We start from the raw sequence: 17,438 nt of genomic DNA, 5'->3' as shown, positions 1-17,438 counted from the left end.
AGTACCAGCGTACGGCCCACAGAATGATGTCACGCTGAAAATGCCGGCCTTTGAATGGGTTCATGTGCAGCTCCATCAGCAAAAGGGGATGATAAGTTTATCACCACCGACTATTTGCAACAGTGCCTTTTGCAGGCAGTCGTATGATGCGTGATTTGTTGAATCGTCAAGGACATCATATAGGACGACGTCATACACGTACTTTAATGAAGAAAATGGGTATTCAGGCGTTATATTGCAAACCAAATTTAAGCCAGGCTAATCAAGCTCACCGTAAATATCCATATCTGCTCAAAGGGTTGGCTATTCAGCGCAGTAATCAAGTGTGGTCTACGGATATAACGTATATCCCTATGGCAAAAGGCTTTGTTTATTTATGTGCTGTGATTGATTGGCATAGCCGCAAGGTACTTGCGCATAGGGTATCGATTAGTATGGAGGTTACATTTTGCATAGAAACATTAAATGAAGCTATTGAAAAATATGGTCGACCTGAAATATTTAATACAGACCAAGGCAGTCAGTTTACCAGTGATGCATTTATTGATGTATTGAAATCAAATGGCATTCAAATCAGTATGGATGGTAAAGGTCGATGGGTAGATAATGTGATGGTTGAACGATTATGGCGGAGCGTTAAATATGAAGAGGTGTATCTCAAAGCTTATAGCAGTGTCACAGATGCGAAAAAGCAATTAAGTGCATATTTTGAGTTTTATAATTTGAAACGACCTCATTCGAGTCTAGACAAAATGACACCAAATGAGTTTTACTATGATCAGCTACCCCAACAAAACAAGGTGGCTTAACTAGAGCGGAATATCACTTATAAATACGCTTTTAGTTGTTCAAACAAGTGGGACCACCTCTATATCTCGATAGGTATAGTAGAGTGATATCTCGATAGGTATAGTGTTTTGCAGTTTAGAGGAGATATCGCGATGCATACGCGGAAGGCAATAACGGAGGCGCTTCAAAAACTCGGAGTCCAAACCGGTGACCTCTTGATGGTGCATGCCTCACTTAAAGCGATTGGTCCGGTCGAAGGAGGAGCGGAGACGGTCGTTGCCGCGTTACGCTCCGCGGTTGGGCCGACTGGCACTGTGATGGGATACGCGTCGTGGGACCGATCACCCTACGAGGAGACTCTGAATGGCGCTCGGCTGGATGACGAAGCCCGCCGTACCTGGCTGCCGTTCGATCCCGCAACAGCCGGGACTTACCGTGGGTTCGGCCTGCTGAATCAATTTCTGGTTCAAGCCCCCGGCGCGCGGCGCAGCGCGCACCCCGATGCATCGATGGTCGCGGTTGGTCCGCTGGCTGAAACGCTGACGGAGCCTCACGAACTCGGTCACGCCTTGGGGGAAGGATCGCCCGTCGAGCGGTTCGTTCGCCTTGGCGGGAAGGCCCTGCTGTTGGGTGCGCCGCTAAACTCCGTTACCGCATTGCACTACGCCGAGGCGGTTGCCGATATCCCCAACAAACGGTGGGTGACGTATGAGATGCCGATGCTTGGAAGAGACGGTGAAGTCGCCTGGAAAACGGCATCGGATTACGATTCAAACGGCATTCTCGATTGCTTTGCTATCGAAGGAAAGCCGGATGCGGTTGAAACTATAGCAAATGCTTACGTGAAGCTCGGTCGCCATCGAGAAGGTGTCGTGGGCTTTGCTCAGTGCTACCTGTTCGACGCGCAGGACATCGTGACGTTCGGCGTCACCTATCTTGAGAAGCATTTCGGAACCACTCCGATCGTGCCTCCGCACGAGGCCGTCGAGCGCTCTTGCGAGCCTTCAGGTTAGAGGCCGTCGACAATGATAATCTGGATCAACGGACCTTTCGGCGCCGGAAAGACGACGCTCGCTAAGCGGCTGCGCGATCGGCGTTCCAAATCGCTGATCTTTGACCCCGAGGAAATCGGGTTCGTGGTGAAAGAAACGGTCCCCATGCCAGCGAGCGGAGACTATCAGGATCTCCCCTTGTGGAGGGGACTTACGATCGCGGCGGTCAGGGAGATTCGAAGGAATTACTCGCAGGACATCATCATCCCAATGACGCTCGTGCACCCGGACTATCTGACTGAGATACTCGACGGGGTAAGGCGGATCGACGATCAGCTGCTGCACATCTTTCTGACGCTCAACGAGGACCTATTGCGTCACCGGATCGCGAACCAGACCATGCATCCTGACCCGAATCGAAATGCGGAGATTCGAGAGTGGCGATTAGCGAATGTCGCCCGATGCTTGGCCGCAAGGGAACGGCTTCCATGCACAACCCGTGTTCTCGATAGTGGTGCACACACCAGCGATGAACTCGCAGCGATGGTGCTCGACGGAATCGATGGGCGCACCTGATCGCCTTCGACGCCTGCGCAAAGCGTAGCGCGAGGGTGGCGGGCTCACGACCAAACGCCCAGAGGTCGATCATCGCAGGGATGTTTGGCTTTGTGGTGCGGACGACGGGACTCGAACCCGTACTCTCACAGAGAAGCAGATTTTCGTACCACCTCGACTTTCGCCGCCGTCTGATGACGTTCGTGGTCTGGACTGTCCCTTCGCCATTGCCCGAAGGCTTTAGGCGCCGCCCGTCCAGTCTCTACACCTTCCCCCGAAGGGGCTTGGCTCGGGATTGGCTTAGGGTATTGCCCGTTAGCGTTCCCCGACTTTGAGCGGTTCTACTCCGCGGATTTCCCCGCGGGCACTCCAATTTTAAAGTCTGCTGCGTCTACCGATTTCGCCACGTCCGCCTTTTTTCGCCGTTCCTAGCGCTCGTGCGATGCACCTATGTTGCACCTAGCGCCGAATCGTTCTTCGTCATCCTGAAAAACCACGTCTCCTAAAGCCTTGCATAGCTTATCTTTTCTCCACCACGAACTTTTTTGTGGGATGGTAGAAAAAAAGACTTTTTAAGTCCGCTGGCTTGCCAGGCCTTGTTAGCTTGTACGGTCATGGTTATCGGGTAAAGAATATTGACGGCATCGCTGGTGTCGGTGGCTGAAAAGCCGGCTCCCATCAGGGCAATAGCCATTTCAGATGCAGGCGTACAGGGCAATGGTCAACAGCTACAGCCTGTCTGACGATTCCGGCGTCATGGCTGCGGCGGCTATCACGCATTTTTTGTTCGGTCAGGCGGTGTTTTCGTACCTCAATGGTTGGAGCGTGTTGATCGGACCTGGTACAGGTTTGGACAGCACGGGCTGCAAATACGCAAGGGATTTAATGGGCCTGGTGGCGTTCACGGCTTTTATCGTGACGTTTCTGTTCAGGGGCTACTCATAATCTCGTGGCTCGGCGGTTCCCGGCACACCATGACAGTAAGGAAGGACCCTGTGTCTCAACTCTCCCAGCTTCGAAGCCCCGCCGCCGTGCAGGCTGCCATCGATGAGTTCGTGCAACTGGGCCGCACGAAATTCCTGGCGCGCCACGGCTACGGCAAGTCCCGCGACTTCCTGGTACGTGATCCGAAGACCGGCACCGATTGCGATTCCAAGGCCATCGCCGGTGTGGCCTTCGGCAAGCAATTTCCCGAGCAGGGCCCGCTCACTGCTGACAGCTTCTCCGGTGGCGAGGCGACCGTCGTTCCGGCGCTGACGCGGCTCGGGTTTCGCATCATTCGCATCGGCGAAGACTGGTCCGAAGAAGAGGTCCTGGCCACGGTCGAAGACTATTTCGACATGCTGCGTGCCGAGGCGGCTGGGGAGCCGTACAACAAGTCCGAGCACAACCAGGCACTGCGCCAACTGCTGAACGGTCGCAGCAAGTCTTCAGTCGAGCTCAAGCACCAGAACATTAGCGCCGTACTCGATGCCCTGGGCCTGCCCTATATCAACGGCTACAAGCCACGCGGCAACAGCCAACTGCTGCTGCGTAAATCCGTACACGCCTACGTTCTGGAACATCAGCAGACGGTCGGCGCTCTTGTCGATGCCCTGGAGGAGGTAAAACTTCCGGGTGACAAAACCTACCGAGCGGCTTTGGTAGAACCACCCGCCCGTGAAGTGCTTGTGCGTACCCCGGCATCTCTACGGCAACGCCTACCGCGAAAGTTCGATTATGCCGCTCGCGATGAAGCCAACCGCAAACTGGGCCGGGCAGGGGAGCAGTGGGTGATTGGCTACGAACAGCAACGCCTGACCGAGCTCGGCCACCCAGAGCTTTTTCAGCGGCTGGATTGGGTGTCCGACACCCAGGGAGACGGTGCGGGGTTCGACATCCTGTCGTTCGAAGAGGACGCCCATGAGCGCTTCATCGAGGTGAAAACCACCAATGGCGGGGTAGGCTCGTCTTTCTTGGTCAGCCACAACGAACTCGAATTCTCCAAGGAGGCGGGCGATCAATTCCATCTGTATCGCGTGTTCCAGTTTCGGGACGGTCCGCGCCTGTTCACGCTACCCGGCGACCTCAGCCAACATGTGCATCTCAAGCCGACGGACTACCGGGCGAGTTTCCGGAGTTTGGTGGGGTAAAGGCAGGGTTCTGTTGAGCCGAATGGCTGTGTGCGGCCGATTCTGTTGAAAAAGTAGCGGCCTCCCCATGCCGTTGGCAAAATTGCTTTGTCAGCGAGCGTGGGGGCGAACAGCATGATGGGACAGTTACCGGGAGGACAGCAGCGCCTGTTCTACTCGTTCAATCTGGAAGATCACGTCCCGGCCCAACATCTCCTGCGCAGCATCGACCAGTGCTTGGATCTCAGTGATCTACGTGCCTACCTGGCAGATTTCTATAGCCCCATCGGGCGTCCCTCGATTGACCCGGAGTTGATGGTGCGCATGCTGGTCGTCGGCTACTTGCTATGGCATTCGTTCCGAGCGGCGATTGTGCGAAGAGGTGCACCTGAACCTGGCCTATCGCTGGTTCTGCCGGTTGGGTCTGGAAGACGAAGTCCCCAATCACTCGACCTTCTCGAAGAATCGCCATGGGCGTTTTCGTGACAGCGATCTATTCCGCTGGTTATTCAATGAGGTGCTGCGGCGCTGCATGGCAGCCGGCCTAGTCAAGGGTGAAGGTTTCGCCGTCGACGCCAGCATCATTAAGGCGGATGCCAGCCGGCAACGTGGGGTGGCGGGAGATGAGGTCGATTGGAACGATCCAAAGCTCAGCAGCCGCGCAGTGCGCGAGTACCTCGAAGCCCTTGATGAAGAGGCGCTGGCTGAGGCTCTTCCCAAGAAAATTTCGCTCACTGATCCTCAGTCCCGTTGGACAGCAGCGCCAGGTGGCCCGGCCTTTTTTGCCTACTCCACGAATTACCTGATCGACACTGAGCACGGTGTGATCATGGACGTGGAAGCTACCCCGGCGCACCGTACCGCCGAAGTCGATTCGACTAGGACGATGGTCGAGCGTGTCGAGGCGCAGTTCGATCTCACACCGGAACGCCTTATCGGCGATACCGCTTATGGCACCGCCCCGATGCTGGCCTGGATGGTCGAAGAAAAGGACATCGAACCGCATGTGCCGGTGTGGGACAAGACCGAGCGCAAGGACGACAGCCTCTCCAGTAACGACTTTCACTGGAGTCAGGACGCCAATGAATATCGCTGCCCAGCCGGCAAACCGCTACGCAGTGAATGGCGCGCCTTCACCCAGCAAAGGTCGCGGGTAACTAAGGCCAAAACCGTCATTTACCGCTCCAGCCAAACCGACTGCGCCACCTGCCCGTTGAAAGCGAAATGCTGCCCCAACACGCCGAATCGGAAGATCGTCCGCAGCATCCATGAGGCTGCCCGCGACGTGGCTCGACGCATCGCCAAGACACCGGAGTACCTCGTCTCTCGCTGCGAACGAAAGAAGGTGGAGATGCTTTTCGCCCACCTCAAACGGATCATGAAACTCGACCGTTTACGACTGCGTGGCCTAACGGGTGCCACTGACGAATTCACCTTGGCTGCGATGGTGCAGAACCTGCGCCGCATGGCCAAGCTTTTGCCTCAAGGGCCACCGCTGACGGGATAGGTATGCCTGCTACGAGCAGAAACCCTCAAATTAACCCTTAAACCTGAGCAAGGACGCTCAGTGAAACGCCGGAAGGCAACTTGAAGTGGCTTGCAGCCACTTCGACAGCAGGCACACCTGATCGGCAGGCTGCCGCTAAAGCTACTTTTTCAACAGAATCGGCCGATTTGTGCCGGTCGTCAAGGACCGCTTCGGATCACTCTCAACCGGATCGCGGGCCAGCTGATTTGCTAAAACCCGCGCCAAACTCAACGAAGGATTTCGCATGATCCGTTTTTTTTGGCGATCACGCTCGGCCTGATGGTTGGCTGCTCGTCGAGTTCAAGTTCGATCTGATCAGTGAGCGGTAGCGCAAGTGGATCGCCTCAGCCAAGCAGCGTTGTTGCCGGCGGCCGGAAGAAAGCCTTGAACTAGTAGCGGAAAGGATGAAACTTTATTTTTACGATTCTCAGCATTTTCCAAGGTTGAGCGAAAATTAGGATGATACTTTAATGATTCCGGCCTCCATCCCCACAAAACGCTTGCAGATGGCAGAATTGAAATAAGTCATTGTTTTAAATGGATTTTTTCAGGAATTGCTACGTTGCAGGGTCCTGTAGTTAGGATGACACTTTATTTTCCTCCCACAATCAAAGCATCCATCCATGCATTTGTGAAATCAGAACCCATTGAACGCATTGAGTTTGAAAAAAACTTGCTGAACTTAGGTATCGTGAACAATTATGAAAAATATATAGACTACAATAATTTGCTGTTTCACGTTTTGTTTAGCAAATGGATTAACAGTCCAGTTGACTTTGGATATTTTGTCGATCAAAACTTTTACGGTGCCAGCTAAGCTCACTCAAAACATCTACGGTGTAATACACCGTAAAAAGAATTGCACCTGGTACTTGCCACTAAAAAATGACAGTGAATGACATTTTGAGAGAAAAAAATTGTGGGGTAGTGCCTTTTCTACTCCTTTGAGAATTATAATTATGACAATTCCGATACACCTAACAATAACTTCATATTTTTCTTTCTTGAACTAAGATTCAATAACTTAACTAATTTCTATTTCAATCATAAAATATGATATGTTGACCTTAAGAATAATTCATAAACTTTACTATGTTTGCTTTAAAAACAATTCATTTAGAAAAGAAAGTCTCAAACGAAAATCAAATTATTCTTTTATTTGATTTAGATTCATTCTGTCCATGTATGTACCCTATGCTGTACACCATGAAATTTCTTAGATTTCAAAGTATCTCTACGCAGCATGCAGATTTAATCGCAATAAAATTTTGGTATGAATTTTGGTTTGAAAAGTTTGCCACGTCCTTTTGTGAGTCGTTCTATTCGACATCCTATAATTTTGAGATCATTCAATGTGAAATTGATAATTTCATTGTTTACTTAGAAAATAATAAAAAACTTGAAAGTAATCTTATACGGCTAAGCAATTCAGAACATATTAATTACACAACAATTGGTCATAGAGTTAGATCCTTCTTAAAGTTTTACAACTTCTTGATTAATGAATACTTAAGCATGCAATCACAGCCACAACTTACGTTGAAGGAAATTCAAAAAATTAAAGAAAACTTGAATAAATATATGACAATAAAGAAAAAAATTATAAATAATTTTTCAAAAGCCAATAAGACAATTAAAAGTGAGATAAATCATAATTTTAAGAGCATGAATCAGGAAATGATTAAAGGATTGTATTCAGTCATTTCACCAAGTAACTCTAATAAATACAATGAATTAAATCCTTTTAGATCTAAAAATGTACAACTCAGAAACTTTCTGATCATACATCTCATGCTCAACTATGGTCTTAGAATTGGTGAGCTTATGCTACTAACAACCAACTCTATTAAAAAATCAATTCAGAATCATAGTTTTAGTTTAATTATTACAAATACAGATGATGAGTTCGATGATCGATCAAAAAAGCCAAAAATCAAAAATGAATATTCGTACCGAGTAATTAAACTGCAGGAACGAGACTACAGAATTCTTCAAATCTATATAAATGAAATCCGAAAAGAAATTCCTTCACATATCTTATTTACATCCTTAAAGCCTCCCTATTCTGCTTTAAGTGGCCATCCCGATCATTGACCGCGTTATTCACCATTCCAACATCTTTATGCTCGGTGGCGAAAGCTACCGATTGAGGCAAAAAACGGCCTGTCAGTAAACAACAGGTGGGTCAATTTTATTGGCCAAAAGTGGGTCAAAAATAATGGCCATTGACAACGTGTTAATGGCCAATTAAACTGATCCAGTAATGGCCAATAATTTTGACCCACCTTCCGGTGGCTGCAAAGCCATGAAACGTGTAGCGTTCCTGTCCTGTAAAAGGCAAAGGGAGCGCGTCATTGAAGGAGTGGGTAGTGATTCACAAGATTAAAGGGTTGTATGACCAAGGCAACGGGCTGTCGATCCGTGCTATCAGCCGGGAACTGAAGGAACCTCCATTGAATCGAACTAATATTTTTTTTGGTGAATCGCATTCTGACTGGTTGCCTGTCAGAGGCGGAGAATCTGGTGATTTTGTTTTTCGACGTGGTGACGGGCATGCCTTCGCGAAAATCGCACCTGCTTCCCGCCGCGGTGAGCTCGCTGGAGAGCGTGACCGCCTCATTTGGCTCAAAGGTCGAGGTGTGGCTTGCCCCGAGGTGATCAACTGGCAGGAGGAACAGGAGGGTGCATGCTTGGTGATAACGGCAATTCCGGGAGTACCGGCGGCTGATCTGTCTGGAGCGGATTTGCTCAAAGCGTGGCCGTCAATGGGGCAGCAACTTGGCGCTGTTCACAGCCTATCGGTTGATCAATGTCCGTTTGAGCGCAGGCTGTCGCGAATGTTCGGACGCGCCGTTGATGTGGTGTCCCGCAATGCCGTCAATCCCGACTTCTTACCGGACGAGGACAAGAGTACGCCGCAGCTCGATCTTTTGGCTCGTGTCGAACGAGAGCTACCGGTGCGGCTCGACCAAGAGCGCACCGATATGGTTGTTTGCCATGGTGATCCCTGCATGCCGAACTTCATGGTGGACCCTAAAACTCTTCAATGCACGGGTCTGATCGACCTTGGGCGGCTCGGAACAGCAGATCGCTATGCCGATTTGGCACTCATGATTGCTAACGCCGAAGAGAACTGGGCAGCGCCAGATGAAGCAGAGCGCGCCTTCGCTGTCCTATTCAATGTATTGGGGATCGAAGCCCCCGACCGCGAACGCCTTGCCTTCTATCTGCGATTGGACCCTCTGACTTGGGGTTGATGTTCATGCCGCCTGTTTTTCCTGCTCATTGGCACGTTTCGCAACCTGTTCTCATTGCGGACACCTTTTCCAGCCTCGTTTGGAAAGTTTCATTGCCAGACGGGACTCCTGCAATCGTCAAGGGATTGAAACCTATAAAAGACATTGCTGATGAACTGCGCGGGGCCGACTATCTGGTATGGCGCAATGGGAGGGGAGCAGTCCGGTTGCTCGGTCGTGAGAACAATCTGATGTTGCTCGAATATGCCGGGGAGCGAATGCTCTCTCACATCGTTGCCGAGCACGGCGACTACCAGGCGACCGAAATTGCAGCGGAACTAATGGCGAAGCTGTATGCCGCATCTGAGGAACCCCTGCCTTCTGCCCTTCTCCCGATCCGGGATCGCTTTGCAGCTTTGTTTCAGCGGGCGCGCGATGATCAAAACGCAGGTTGTCAAACTGACTACGTCCACGCGGCGATTATAGCCGATCAAATGATGAGCAATGCCTCGGAACTGCGTGGGCTACATGGCGATCTGCATCATGAAAACATCATGTTCTCCAGTCGCGGCTGGCTGGTGATAGATCCCGTCGGTCTGGTCGGTGAAGTGGGCTTTGGCGCCGCCAATATGTTCTACGATCCGGCTGACAGAGACGACCTTTGTCTCGATCCTAGACGCATTGCACAGATGGCGGACGCATTCTCTCGTGCGCTGGACGTCGATCCGCGTCGCCTGCTCGACCAGGCGTACGCTTATGGGTGCCTTTCCGCAGCTTGGAACGCGGATGGAGAAGAGGAGCAACGCGATCTAGCTATCGCGGCCGCGATCAAGCAGGTGCGACAGACGTCATACTAGATATCAAGCGACTTCTCCTATCCCCTGGGAACACATCAATCTTACCGGAGAATATCGTTGGCCAAAGCCTTAGCGTAGGATTTCGCCCTCTCCCGCAAACGACCCCATTAACCCGTCCTATTTCGCTGTCGTGCCCCTGCTCGAAGTCCTGCAAACTTTGGTGCATGAGATGGTCCACGCTTGGCAATTCCACTTCGGCAAGCCGGGCCGTCGCGGCTATCACAACAAGGAATGGGCCGACAAAATGGAGGCCATCGGCCTGATGCCGTCCAGCACCGGCAAGCCCGGCGGCGCGCGCACGGGCGAGAAAATGGCCGACTATGCCATACCGGGCGGCCTGTTCATGCAGGCGACCGACAAGCTGCTGACGCAGGATTTCAAAATCTCATGGCTCGATCGCTTCCCGCCCATGACGACGATCGCCGACACGGGCGACGATGACGGCGAGGGCGGCGACGATCTCGGCGACCTGATTTCACCACTGCCCGGCAACCGCTCGAACCGCGTCAAGTATCGCTGCCCGTCATGCGGTGCGCAGGCTTGGGGCAAGCCGTCGCTGCGGCTCCTGTGCGGCAATGAGGATTGCAAGGCCGTGCCGCTCGATCCCGTCGAGTGAGGCCGGACGATGCCCCAGCTTCCTTTTGGTGCCGGACATAAAAAAAGGCGGGGTCTGTGCCCCGCCTCTGTTTGACCTGGCTGTCGGCTATTCCTGCCGCCGATACTCCATCCTTCCATCGGTCAGGTTGCCCGATTTGCCGTCGATGGCGAGCGATATAGCGCCGAATCCGACCGACACCTGTAGAACATCATCCTGCAAGGTGGCCGGTATGTTCGTGGTCCGCGTCTTGCCCGTGAACGGGCTAGGCTCGGTGTTCCGCACCATGTAGCTGTCGCCGTTTCGCTCGATCTCTAGCACGTGCTTGTCGTTCTTGACGCCGACCCATTTCCCTAGAAACTGGTCGCCTGCGCTGTCGCGGCACTGTTGCAAATAGGCTGACATGATAAGCTAAATATCTTATTTATTTCGAGATACAGCAGATGAATCCCTTCCACGGTCGGCACTTTCAAGGTGAAATCATTCTTTGGGCTGTTCGTTGGTATTGTAAATATGGCATCAGCTATCGTGAACTTCAGGAAATGCTCGCTGAACGTGGAGTGAATGTTGATCACACCACAATTTATCGCTGGGTTCAGCGTTATGCTCCAGAAATGGAAAAACGTTTACGTTGGTATTGGCGTAATCCTACAGATCGACATTTATGGCATCTGGATGAAACTTACGTAAAAGTGAATGGCAAATGGGCATATCTATACCGTGCAGTTGACCAACGTGGCCATACTCTTGATTTCTATCTTTCTGCTAGACGAAATACCCATTCAGCTTATTGTTTTCTTGGTAAGATTTTGAATCATGTCAAAAAATGGCAGATTCCACGAGTCATAAACACTGATAAGGCTCATACCTATGGCCGTGCTTTGTCGCGACTAAAACAGGAAGGAAAGTGTCCTGAAGACCTGGACCATCGACAGATTAAATACAAGAATAACGTGATTGAATGTGATCATGGCAAGCTCAAACGGATCATCAAGGCTACGTTGGGATTCAAGTCTATGAAAACGGCTTATGCCACAATTAAAGGAATTGAGGTTATGCGTGCTCTACGCAAAGGACAAGCTTCATTATTTTATAACGGTAATATTCTAGGAGAAGTTTGGCTAGTAAATAGAGTTTTCGGTCTCTAAGCTTTTTTGAAGGGAAAATCATTGACTCAGATCCCTATTTGCAACAGTGCCGTCAAAACTGCAAGTATGCAGTCTTGACCAGGCATCTAGGGGTCGTCTCAGAATTCGGAAAATAAAGCACGCTAAGGCGTAGTCACCCCGTGACTCCCCCGCGCCGATGCAGCGAGCTTCGTTCCGTCTTGCAGTGACGCAATCAGCGGGCAGGAAACGTTCCCTTTCCGCGCATGGCAGGCGCACACCAGTTCAGACAGCACGGCCTCCATGCGTGCCAAGTCGGCCATCTTCTCGCGCACATCCTTGAGCTTGTGCTCGGCCAGGCCGCTGGCTTCCTCGCAATGGGTGCCATCCTCCAGCCGCAGTAGCTCGGCGATTTCGTCCAGGCTAAAGCCCAGCCGCTGGGCCGATTTCACGAACCGCACTCGTGTTACATCCGCCTCGCCATAGCGGCGAATGCTGCCATAGGGCTTGTCTGGCTCCGGCAGCAGGCCCTTGCGCTGGTAGAACCGGATGGTCTCCACATTGACCCCGGCCGCCTTGGCAAAAACGCCAATGGTCAGATTCTCAAAATTAATTTGCATATCGCTTGACTCCGTACATAACTACGGAAGTAAGCTTAAGCTATCCAAACCAAATTTGAAAGGACAAGCGTATGTCTGAACCACAAAACGGGCGCGGCGCGCTCTTCGCCGGTGGGCTGGCCGCCATTCTTGCGTCGGCCTGCTGCCTGGGGCCGCTGGTTTTGATCGCCTTGGGGTTCAGCGGGGCATGGATCGGCAACCTGACGGTATTGGAGCCGTATCGGCCGATCTTCATCGGCGCGGCGCTGGTTGCACTGTTCTTTGCCTGGCGGCGCATCGTCCGACCGACCGCAGCCTGCAAGCCGGGCGAGGTGTGCGCGATTCCGCAAGTGCGCACCACCTACAAGCTCATTTTCTGGTTCGTCGCCGTGTTGGTCTTGGTCGCGCTTGGTTTTCCCTACGTCATGCCATTTTTCTACTAATCAGGAGTTCATCATGAAAAAGCTGTTTGCCTCCCTCGCTCTCGCCGCTTTCGTTGCCCCCGTGTTCGCCGCCACTCAGACCGTCACGCTGTCCGTGCCTGGCATGACCTGCGCCTCTTGCCCGATCACTGTCAAGCACGCGCTTTCCAAGGTTGAGGGCGTGAGCAAGACCGACGTAAGTTTCGACAAGCGCCAGGCCGTTGTCACCTTCGACGATGCCAAGACCAACGTCCAGAAGTTGACCAAGGCGACCGAGGACACGGGCTATCCGTCCAGCCTCAAACGCTGATCCGTTAACCGAACTCGGGAGCGACACATGGGACTCATCACGCGCATCGCTGGCAAAACCGGCGCGCTCGGCAGCGTCGTTTCCGCGATGGGCTGCGCCGCCTGTTTTCCTGCCATCGCCAGCTTTGGCGCGGCCATCGGACTGGGCTTCTTGAGCCAGTACGAGGGGCTATTCATTGGCATCCTGCTGCCGATGTTCGCCGGCATCACGTTACTCGCCAATGCTATCGCTTGGCTCAATCATCGACAGTGGCGACGCACGGCGCTCGGCACGATAGGCCCGATCTTGGTGCTGGCAGCGGTGTTTTTAATGCGGGCTTACGGCTGGCAGAGCGGTGGACTGCTCTATGTCGGCCTGGCCTTGATGGTTGGGGTGTCGGTCTGGGATTTCATCTCGCCAGCACATCGCCGCTGCGGGCCGGACAGCTGTGAATTGCCAGAACAACGTGGCTGACGGCAACAGCCGTAGCCACCACAGAAAAGGAAAAATACATGACCACCCTGAAAATCACCGGGATGACCTGCGACTCGTGCGCGGCTCACGTCAAGGAAGCCTTGGAGAAAGTGCCCGGCGTGCAATCGGCGCTGGTGTCCTATCCGAAGGGCACAGCGCAACTCGCCATTGAGGCGGGCACGTCATCGGATGCGCTGACTACCGCCGTGGCCGGACTGGGCTACGAGGCAACGCTTGCCGATGCGCCACCGACGGACAACCGCGCCGGCCTGCTCGACAAGATGCGCGGCTGGATAGGGGCCGCTGATAAGCCCAGTGGCAACGAACGCCCGTTGCAGGTCGTCGTCATTGGTAGCGGTGGCGCGGCAATGGCGGCAGCACTGAAGGCCGTCGAGCAAGGCGCGCACGTCTCGCTGATCGAGCGCGGCACCATCGGCGGCACCTGCGTCAACGTCGGCTGCGTGCCGTCCAAGATCATGATTCGCGCCGCCCACATCGCCCATTTACGTCGGGAAAGTCCGTTCGACGGCGGTATCGCGGCGACTGTGCCTGCGATTGACCGCAGCAAACTACTGGCCCAGCAGCAGGCGCGCGTCGAAGAACTGCGCCATGCCAAGTACGAAGGCATTCTGGACGGCAACCCGGCCATCACCGTTGTACATGGTGAGGCGCGTTTCAAGGATGAGCAGAGCCTGGTCGTCCGTTTAAACGATGGTGGCGAGCGCGTGGTAGCTTTCGACCGCTGCTTAGTCGCCACGGGTGCCAGCCCGGCGGTCCCGCCGATTCCGGGCTTGAAAGAGTCACCCTACTGGACTTCCACCGAGGCCCTGGCGAGCGACACCATTCCCGAACGCCTTGCCGTAATCGGCTCGTCGGTGGTGGCGCTGGAGCTGGCGCAAGCCTTTGCCCGGCTGGGCAGCAAGGTCACGGTCCTGGCGCGCAATACCTTATTCTTCGGTGAAGACCCGGCCATCGGCGAGGCGGTGACAGCCGCTTTCCGTGCCGAGGGCATCGAGGTGCTGGAGCACACGCAAGCCAGCCAGGTCGCCCATATGGACGGTGAATTCGTGCTGACCACCACGCACGGTGAATTGCGCGCCGACAAACTGCTGGTTGCCACCGGTCGGACACCGAACACGCGCAGCCTCGCGCTGGACGCAGCGGGAGTCGCTGCCAATGCGCAGGGGGCCATCGTCATCGACAAGGGCATGCGCACCAGTACGCCACACATTTATGCGGCTGGCGACTGCACCGACCAGCCTCAGTTCGTCTATGTGGCGGCAGCGGCCGGCACCCGTGCTGCGATCAACATGACTGGCGGCGATGCGGCCCTGGACCTGACCGCAATGCCGGCCGTGGTATTCACCGACCCGCAGGTCGCCACCGTGGGCTACAGCGAGGCGGAAGCACATCACGACGGGATCGAGACCGACAGTCGCACCTTGACCTTGGACAACGTGCCGCGTGCGCTTGCCAACTTCGACACACGCGGCTTCATCAAGCTGGTCATCGAGGAAGGTAGCGGACGGCTCATCGGCGTGCAAGCGGTGGCCCCGGAAGCGGGTGAACTGATCCAGACGGCGGTGCTCGCCATTCGCAACCGTATGACCGTGCAGGAACTGGCCGACCAATTGTTCCCCTACCTGACCATGGTCGAAGGGCTGAAGCTCGCGGCGCAGACCTTCAGCAAGGACGTGAAGCAGCTTTCGTGCTGCGCCGGATGAGGAAAAGGAGGTGTTCAATGAGCGCCTACACAGTGTCCCGGCTGGCCCTTGATGCCGGGGTGAGCGTGCATATCGTGCGCGACTACCTGCTGCGCGGATTGCTACGGCCGGTCGCGTGCACCACGGGCGGCTACGGCTTGTTCGATGACACCGCGTTGCAACGGCTGCGCTTTGTACGGGCTGCCTTCGAAGCGGGTATCGGCCTGGACGCACTGGCGCGGCTGTGCCGGGCGCTGGATGCTGCGGACGGTGACGGTGCGTCTGCGCAGCTTGCCGTGTTGCGGCAACTCGTCGAGCGTCGGCGCGAGGCCCTGGCCAGCCTCGAAATGCAACTGGCCGCCATGCCAACCGAACCGGCACAGCACGCGGAGAGTCTGCCATGAACAGCCCAGAGCACTTGCCGTCTGAGACGCACAAACCGATCACCGGCTACTTGTGGGGCGCGCTGGCCGTGCTCACCTGTCCCTGCCATTTGCCGATTCTCGCCATTGTGCTAGCCGGCACGACGGCCGGCGCGTTCATCGGGGAGCACTGGGGTATTGCAGCCCTCACGCTGACCGGCTTGTTTGTCCTGTCTGTGACGCGGCTGCTGCGGGCCTTCAAGGGAAGATCATGACCGCTTCCCAGCCAGCCGAGAGTGGGCAGCTTTGAGCTTCGCTACCAATCTGGAGGAGTACCACCATGAACGCAAACGCCCCGAACACTGCCAGTTGCACCACCTGCTGCGTATGCTGCAAAGAAATTCCGCTCGATGCCGCCTTCACCCCGGAAGGCGCGGAATACGTCGAACATTTCTGCGGGCTGGATTGCTATGAACGCTTCCAGGCACGCGCCAAGGCCGCGACAGAATCTGACATTGCGCCTGTCCCTGGCGGTTCGCAGCCGTCAGATTGAAGCATTCTTCAAATTAACATAGGGACTGGCTTTGTTGCATAAAGGTTTGAAAGATAGAGCGATCCTAATTGAGCCAAATTCAAGTGACAACTTGGGTGTGAGGGCGCCCCAATTCTGTGAATTTGTTCAAGACGGCTACGCGTGCATGAATCTCATTCACCTGACTAGGAAAACTCCTTGCTGTTAATTTATCGCCTAATAATTTGATGCAATGCATCTTGGTTTCCACCAAACTTCGACGATGATAACCAGACCACTTTTTCCAAAGTGACCTTCCTAGCAGTTTGACTGTTTTCAATAACTCATTTCGTTCTATAGACCTGACTTGCTGATCTTTCCAAGGCTTTGCATTCTTCCTGGGTGGAATGACCGCATGTGCATCACGATTTAAAATGACTTGTCGGCAGTGCTTTGTGTCATAAGCACCATCTGTATAGACTGAATCAATTCGTTCATCCAAGGGAACTTGAGAAAGTAAATCTTCGAGCACTTGTGAATCGCTGACATTATTTGTCGTGAGTTGTACTGCACGTATTTGAAGGGTTTCAGCTTCTATAGCAATATGGAGCTTACGCCATTGGCGACGATATTCAGATCCATGTTTCTTGCATTTCCATTCACCTTCACCTAGAAACTTCAAGCCAGTAGAGTCCACGAGTAGATGCAGACCATCTCTACTTTTTTGGTAGCTAATTGTAATATCTGAATAGCCACTGATTTTGTAGGCACCTTTCAGTCCATCTAGTGACTAATTAATTTGTTTTAAATACCGATAGACAGCCTGTCTACTGATACCAAACGCTTTTGCCAGATCAACTTTTGATGAATACTTCCCTTCTTTCCAGGCTTGCAGTAATGCTTTAGCTTGATCTGGATTCAATTTATGGACACGACCTTTATATTTGCCCTGAGCTGCTGCGATCTTAATCCCTTCTTTCTGACGTTCTAAGATAATTTCCCGCTCGAATTGAGCAAAAGCACCCATCAGTTGCAGCATCAAATTATCCATCGGCGTGGATTGGGCAGTAAAAGTAATATTCTCTTTTACAAACTGGATGGCGATCCCTCTTTTGACCAGTTTATCTACTTCAGTGACCAAATCTTTTAGACTTCGTGCAAAACGATCCATGGAATGTACAAGGCACTGTTGCAAATAGGCTGACATGATAAGCTAAATATCTTATTTATTTCGAGATACAGCAGATGAATCCCTTCCACGGTCGGCACTTTCAAGGTGAAATCATTCTTTGGGCTGTTCGTTGGTATT

The 17,438-nt window shown here is 53.2% G+C and carries 20 protein-coding genes and 5 pseudogenes; 20 read left to right on the top strand and 5 right to left on the bottom strand.

The annotated features are described in order from the left end of the window. Window positions 1-107: 107 nt before the first annotated feature. The 3 genes and pseudogenes from ACEWB7_RS14940 to ACEWB7_RS14930 form a co-directional block, all read left to right on the top strand. Window positions 108-809, top strand: a pseudogene (locus ACEWB7_RS14940) (IS3-like element ISAba14 family transposase); the annotation flags it as partial. A 132-nt stretch (window positions 810-941) separates the two neighbouring features. Continuing rightward, window positions 942-1,802, top strand: coding sequence for an aminoglycoside N-acetyltransferase AAC(3)-IId (gene aac(3)-IId / locus ACEWB7_RS14935; protein ID WP_000557454.1), 861 nt, complete (start codon window positions 942-944; stop codon window positions 1,800-1,802). 12 nt (window positions 1,803-1,814) lie between these two features. Continuing rightward, entirely contained in the window at window positions 1,815-2,357 is a 543-nt protein-coding gene (locus tag ACEWB7_RS14930) for an AAA family ATPase (RefSeq protein WP_000587837.1), read from the top strand. Between the two features lie 481 nt (window positions 2,358-2,838). Here ACEWB7_RS14930 and ACEWB7_RS14925 read toward each other — a convergent pair whose 3' ends face one another. Next, window positions 2,839-3,030 carry a hypothetical protein gene (locus ACEWB7_RS14925; protein WP_000951934.1) on the bottom strand — a complete coding sequence of 64 codons (192 nt, stop codon included), beginning with the start codon at window positions 3,028-3,030 and terminating at the stop codon, window positions 2,839-2,841. Between the two features lie 23 nt (window positions 3,031-3,053). Between ACEWB7_RS14925 and ACEWB7_RS14920 the strand changes: the two genes are divergently transcribed. The 9 genes and pseudogenes from ACEWB7_RS14920 to ACEWB7_RS14880 all read left to right on the top strand — a co-directional run bounded on the left by ACEWB7_RS14920 (window position 3,054) and on the right by ACEWB7_RS14880 (window position 10,684). After that, a complete protein-coding gene (locus ACEWB7_RS14920; RefSeq protein WP_000248278.1) occupies window positions 3,054-3,281 on the top strand; it encodes a hypothetical protein in 228 nt (75 codons plus the stop codon). 50 nt (window positions 3,282-3,331) lie between these two features. Then, the gene (locus ACEWB7_RS14915; protein ID WP_000080860.1) at window positions 3,332-4,468 is read left to right on the top strand and encodes a DUF3883 domain-containing protein; all 1,137 of its coding nucleotides are present in this window, start codon (window positions 3,332-3,334) and stop codon (window positions 4,466-4,468) included. A gap of 114 nt (window positions 4,469-4,582) precedes the next feature. Next, window positions 4,583-5,954, top strand: a pseudogene (locus ACEWB7_RS14910) (IS1182-like element ISCfr1 family transposase). A gap of 583 nt (window positions 5,955-6,537) precedes the next feature. Then, window positions 6,538-6,792 (top strand): hypothetical protein, encoded by a 255-nt coding sequence (locus ACEWB7_RS14905; protein ID WP_252720873.1) that lies wholly within the window; start codon window positions 6,538-6,540, stop codon window positions 6,790-6,792. A 275-nt stretch (window positions 6,793-7,067) separates the two neighbouring features. After that, a pseudogene (locus tag ACEWB7_RS14900) lies at window positions 7,068-8,051 on the top strand (site-specific integrase); the annotation flags it as partial. Then, window positions 8,050-8,148 (top strand): ATP-binding protein, encoded by a 99-nt coding sequence (locus tag ACEWB7_RS14895; RefSeq protein ID WP_286206922.1) that lies wholly within the window; start codon window positions 8,050-8,052, stop codon window positions 8,146-8,148. The pseudogene ACEWB7_RS14900 and the gene ACEWB7_RS14895, both read left to right, overlap by 2 nt. Before the next feature lie 280 nt (window positions 8,149-8,428). Then, window positions 8,429-9,232, top strand: coding sequence for an aminoglycoside O-phosphotransferase APH(3'')-Ib (gene aph(3'')-Ib / locus ACEWB7_RS14890; protein ID WP_001082319.1), 804 nt, complete (start codon window positions 8,429-8,431; stop codon window positions 9,230-9,232). After that, window positions 9,232-10,068 (top strand): aminoglycoside O-phosphotransferase APH(6)-Id, encoded by an 837-nt coding sequence (locus ACEWB7_RS14885; RefSeq protein ID WP_000480972.1) that lies wholly within the window; start codon window positions 9,232-9,234, stop codon window positions 10,066-10,068. The genes aph(3'')-Ib and ACEWB7_RS14885 overlap by 1 nt, the downstream gene beginning before the upstream one ends. Window positions 10,069-10,147: 79 nt before the next feature. Continuing rightward, complete coding sequence (locus ACEWB7_RS14880) at window positions 10,148-10,684, top strand: SprT-like domain-containing protein (RefSeq protein ID WP_368783288.1); 537 nt, start codon at window positions 10,148-10,150, stop codon at window positions 10,682-10,684. 87 nt (window positions 10,685-10,771) lie between these two features. Here ACEWB7_RS14880 and ACEWB7_RS14875 read toward each other — a convergent pair whose 3' ends face one another. Then, window positions 10,772-11,068: a hypothetical protein gene (locus ACEWB7_RS14875; protein WP_099143539.1), complete on the bottom strand. Its 297-nt coding sequence runs from the start codon at window positions 11,066-11,068 to the stop codon at window positions 10,772-10,774. 38 nt (window positions 11,069-11,106) lie between these two features. On the opposite strand from ACEWB7_RS14875, the gene ACEWB7_RS14870 reads away from it, so the two are divergent. After that, on the top strand, window positions 11,107-11,811 hold the full coding sequence (locus ACEWB7_RS14870) for an IS6-like element IS1007 family transposase (protein WP_001067793.1): 705 nt from the start codon (window positions 11,107-11,109) through the stop codon (window positions 11,809-11,811). Window positions 11,812-11,933: 122 nt separating this feature from the next. Here ACEWB7_RS14870 and merR read toward each other — a convergent pair whose 3' ends face one another. Further along, window positions 11,934-12,389: an Hg(II)-responsive transcriptional regulator gene (gene merR, locus ACEWB7_RS14865; protein ID WP_001166628.1), complete on the bottom strand. Its 456-nt coding sequence runs from the start codon at window positions 12,387-12,389 to the stop codon at window positions 11,934-11,936. A 71-nt stretch (window positions 12,390-12,460) separates the two neighbouring features. Here merR and merT point away from each other — a divergent pair, with 71 nt between their 5' ends. From merT to ACEWB7_RS14830, 7 genes are all read left to right on the top strand, one after another. Next, on the top strand, window positions 12,461-12,811 hold the full coding sequence (merT, locus tag ACEWB7_RS14860; protein WP_001294659.1) for a mercuric ion transporter MerT: 351 nt from the start codon (window positions 12,461-12,463) through the stop codon (window positions 12,809-12,811). 13 nt (window positions 12,812-12,824) lie between these two features. Beyond that, window positions 12,825-13,100 carry a mercury resistance system periplasmic binding protein MerP gene (gene merP, locus ACEWB7_RS14855; protein WP_368776087.1) on the top strand — a complete coding sequence of 92 codons (276 nt, stop codon included), beginning with the start codon at window positions 12,825-12,827 and terminating at the stop codon, window positions 13,098-13,100. 27 nt (window positions 13,101-13,127) lie between these two features. Beyond that, a complete protein-coding gene (merC, locus tag ACEWB7_RS14850) occupies window positions 13,128-13,553 on the top strand; it encodes an organomercurial transporter MerC (protein ID WP_000522997.1) in 426 nt (141 codons plus the stop codon). A 38-nt stretch (window positions 13,554-13,591) separates the two neighbouring features. Next, window positions 13,592-15,277 carry a mercury(II) reductase gene (merA, locus tag ACEWB7_RS14845; RefSeq protein WP_368783287.1) on the top strand — a complete coding sequence of 562 codons (1,686 nt, stop codon included), beginning with the start codon at window positions 13,592-13,594 and terminating at the stop codon, window positions 15,275-15,277. 17 nt (window positions 15,278-15,294) lie between these two features. Continuing rightward, window positions 15,295-15,660: a mercury resistance co-regulator MerD gene (gene merD / locus ACEWB7_RS14840; protein ID WP_001277463.1), complete on the top strand. Its 366-nt coding sequence runs from the start codon at window positions 15,295-15,297 to the stop codon at window positions 15,658-15,660. Beyond that, entirely contained in the window at window positions 15,657-15,893 is a 237-nt protein-coding gene (gene merE, locus ACEWB7_RS14835) for a broad-spectrum mercury transporter MerE (RefSeq protein WP_001087807.1), read from the top strand. The genes merD and merE overlap by 4 nt, the downstream gene beginning before the upstream one ends. Window positions 15,894-15,958: 65 nt before the next feature. After that, a complete protein-coding gene (locus ACEWB7_RS14830; RefSeq protein WP_000993245.1) occupies window positions 15,959-16,171 on the top strand; it encodes a DUF3330 domain-containing protein in 213 nt (70 codons plus the stop codon). Between the two features lie 79 nt (window positions 16,172-16,250). On the opposite strand, the pseudogene ACEWB7_RS14825 reads toward ACEWB7_RS14830, so the two are convergent. Together ACEWB7_RS14825 and ACEWB7_RS14820 are read right to left on the bottom strand one after the other, a co-directional pair. Then, window positions 16,251-16,874 (bottom strand): annotated as a pseudogene (locus tag ACEWB7_RS14825) (IS5 family transposase); the annotation flags it as partial. Between the two features lie 45 nt (window positions 16,875-16,919). After that, window positions 16,920-17,312, bottom strand: a pseudogene (locus ACEWB7_RS14820) (recombinase family protein); the annotation flags it as partial. Between the last annotated feature and the right edge of the window lie 126 nt (window positions 17,313-17,438).

It is taken from the genome of Acinetobacter sp. NIOH-H-8, assembly GCF_046635365.1.
Taxonomy (GTDB): Bacteria; Pseudomonadota; Gammaproteobacteria; order Pseudomonadales; family Moraxellaceae; genus Acinetobacter.
Note: the sequence above shows the minus strand (reverse complement) of the source record. Positions and strands in the feature narration are given on the sequence as shown.

What these genes read in the sequence shown, in the direction of transcription:
- ACEWB7_RS14930 (WP_000587837.1), top strand. Translation starts at nt 1,815, where the DNA reads ATGATAATCTGGATCAACGGACCTTTCGGCGCCGGAAAGACGACGCTC.
- ACEWB7_RS14925 (WP_000951934.1), bottom strand. Translation starts at nt 3,030, where the DNA reads ATGGCTATTGCCCTGATGGGAGCCGGCTTTTCAGCCACCGACACCAGC.
- ACEWB7_RS14920 (WP_000248278.1), top strand. Translation starts at nt 3,054, where the DNA reads ATGGTCAACAGCTACAGCCTGTCTGACGATTCCGGCGTCATGGCTGCG.
- ACEWB7_RS14885 (WP_000480972.1), top strand. Translation starts at nt 9,232, where the DNA reads ATGTTCATGCCGCCTGTTTTTCCTGCTCATTGGCACGTTTCGCAACCT.
- ACEWB7_RS14875 (WP_099143539.1), bottom strand. Translation starts at nt 11,068, where the DNA reads ATGTCAGCCTATTTGCAACAGTGCCGCGACAGCGCAGGCGACCAGTTT.
- ACEWB7_RS14870 (WP_001067793.1), top strand. Translation starts at nt 11,107, where the DNA reads ATGAATCCCTTCCACGGTCGGCACTTTCAAGGTGAAATCATTCTTTGG.
- merR (WP_001166628.1), bottom strand. Translation starts at nt 12,389, where the DNA reads ATGCAAATTAATTTTGAGAATCTGACCATTGGCGTTTTTGCCAAGGCG.
- merT (WP_001294659.1), top strand. Translation starts at nt 12,461, where the DNA reads ATGTCTGAACCACAAAACGGGCGCGGCGCGCTCTTCGCCGGTGGGCTG.
- merP (WP_368776087.1), top strand. Translation starts at nt 12,825, where the DNA reads ATGAAAAAGCTGTTTGCCTCCCTCGCTCTCGCCGCTTTCGTTGCCCCC.
- merC (WP_000522997.1), top strand. Translation starts at nt 13,128, where the DNA reads ATGGGACTCATCACGCGCATCGCTGGCAAAACCGGCGCGCTCGGCAGC.
- merA (WP_368783287.1), top strand. Translation starts at nt 13,592, where the DNA reads ATGACCACCCTGAAAATCACCGGGATGACCTGCGACTCGTGCGCGGCT.
- merD (WP_001277463.1), top strand. Translation starts at nt 15,295, where the DNA reads ATGAGCGCCTACACAGTGTCCCGGCTGGCCCTTGATGCCGGGGTGAGC.
- merE (WP_001087807.1), top strand. Translation starts at nt 15,657, where the DNA reads ATGAACAGCCCAGAGCACTTGCCGTCTGAGACGCACAAACCGATCACC.
- ACEWB7_RS14830 (WP_000993245.1), top strand. Translation starts at nt 15,959, where the DNA reads ATGAACGCAAACGCCCCGAACACTGCCAGTTGCACCACCTGCTGCGTA.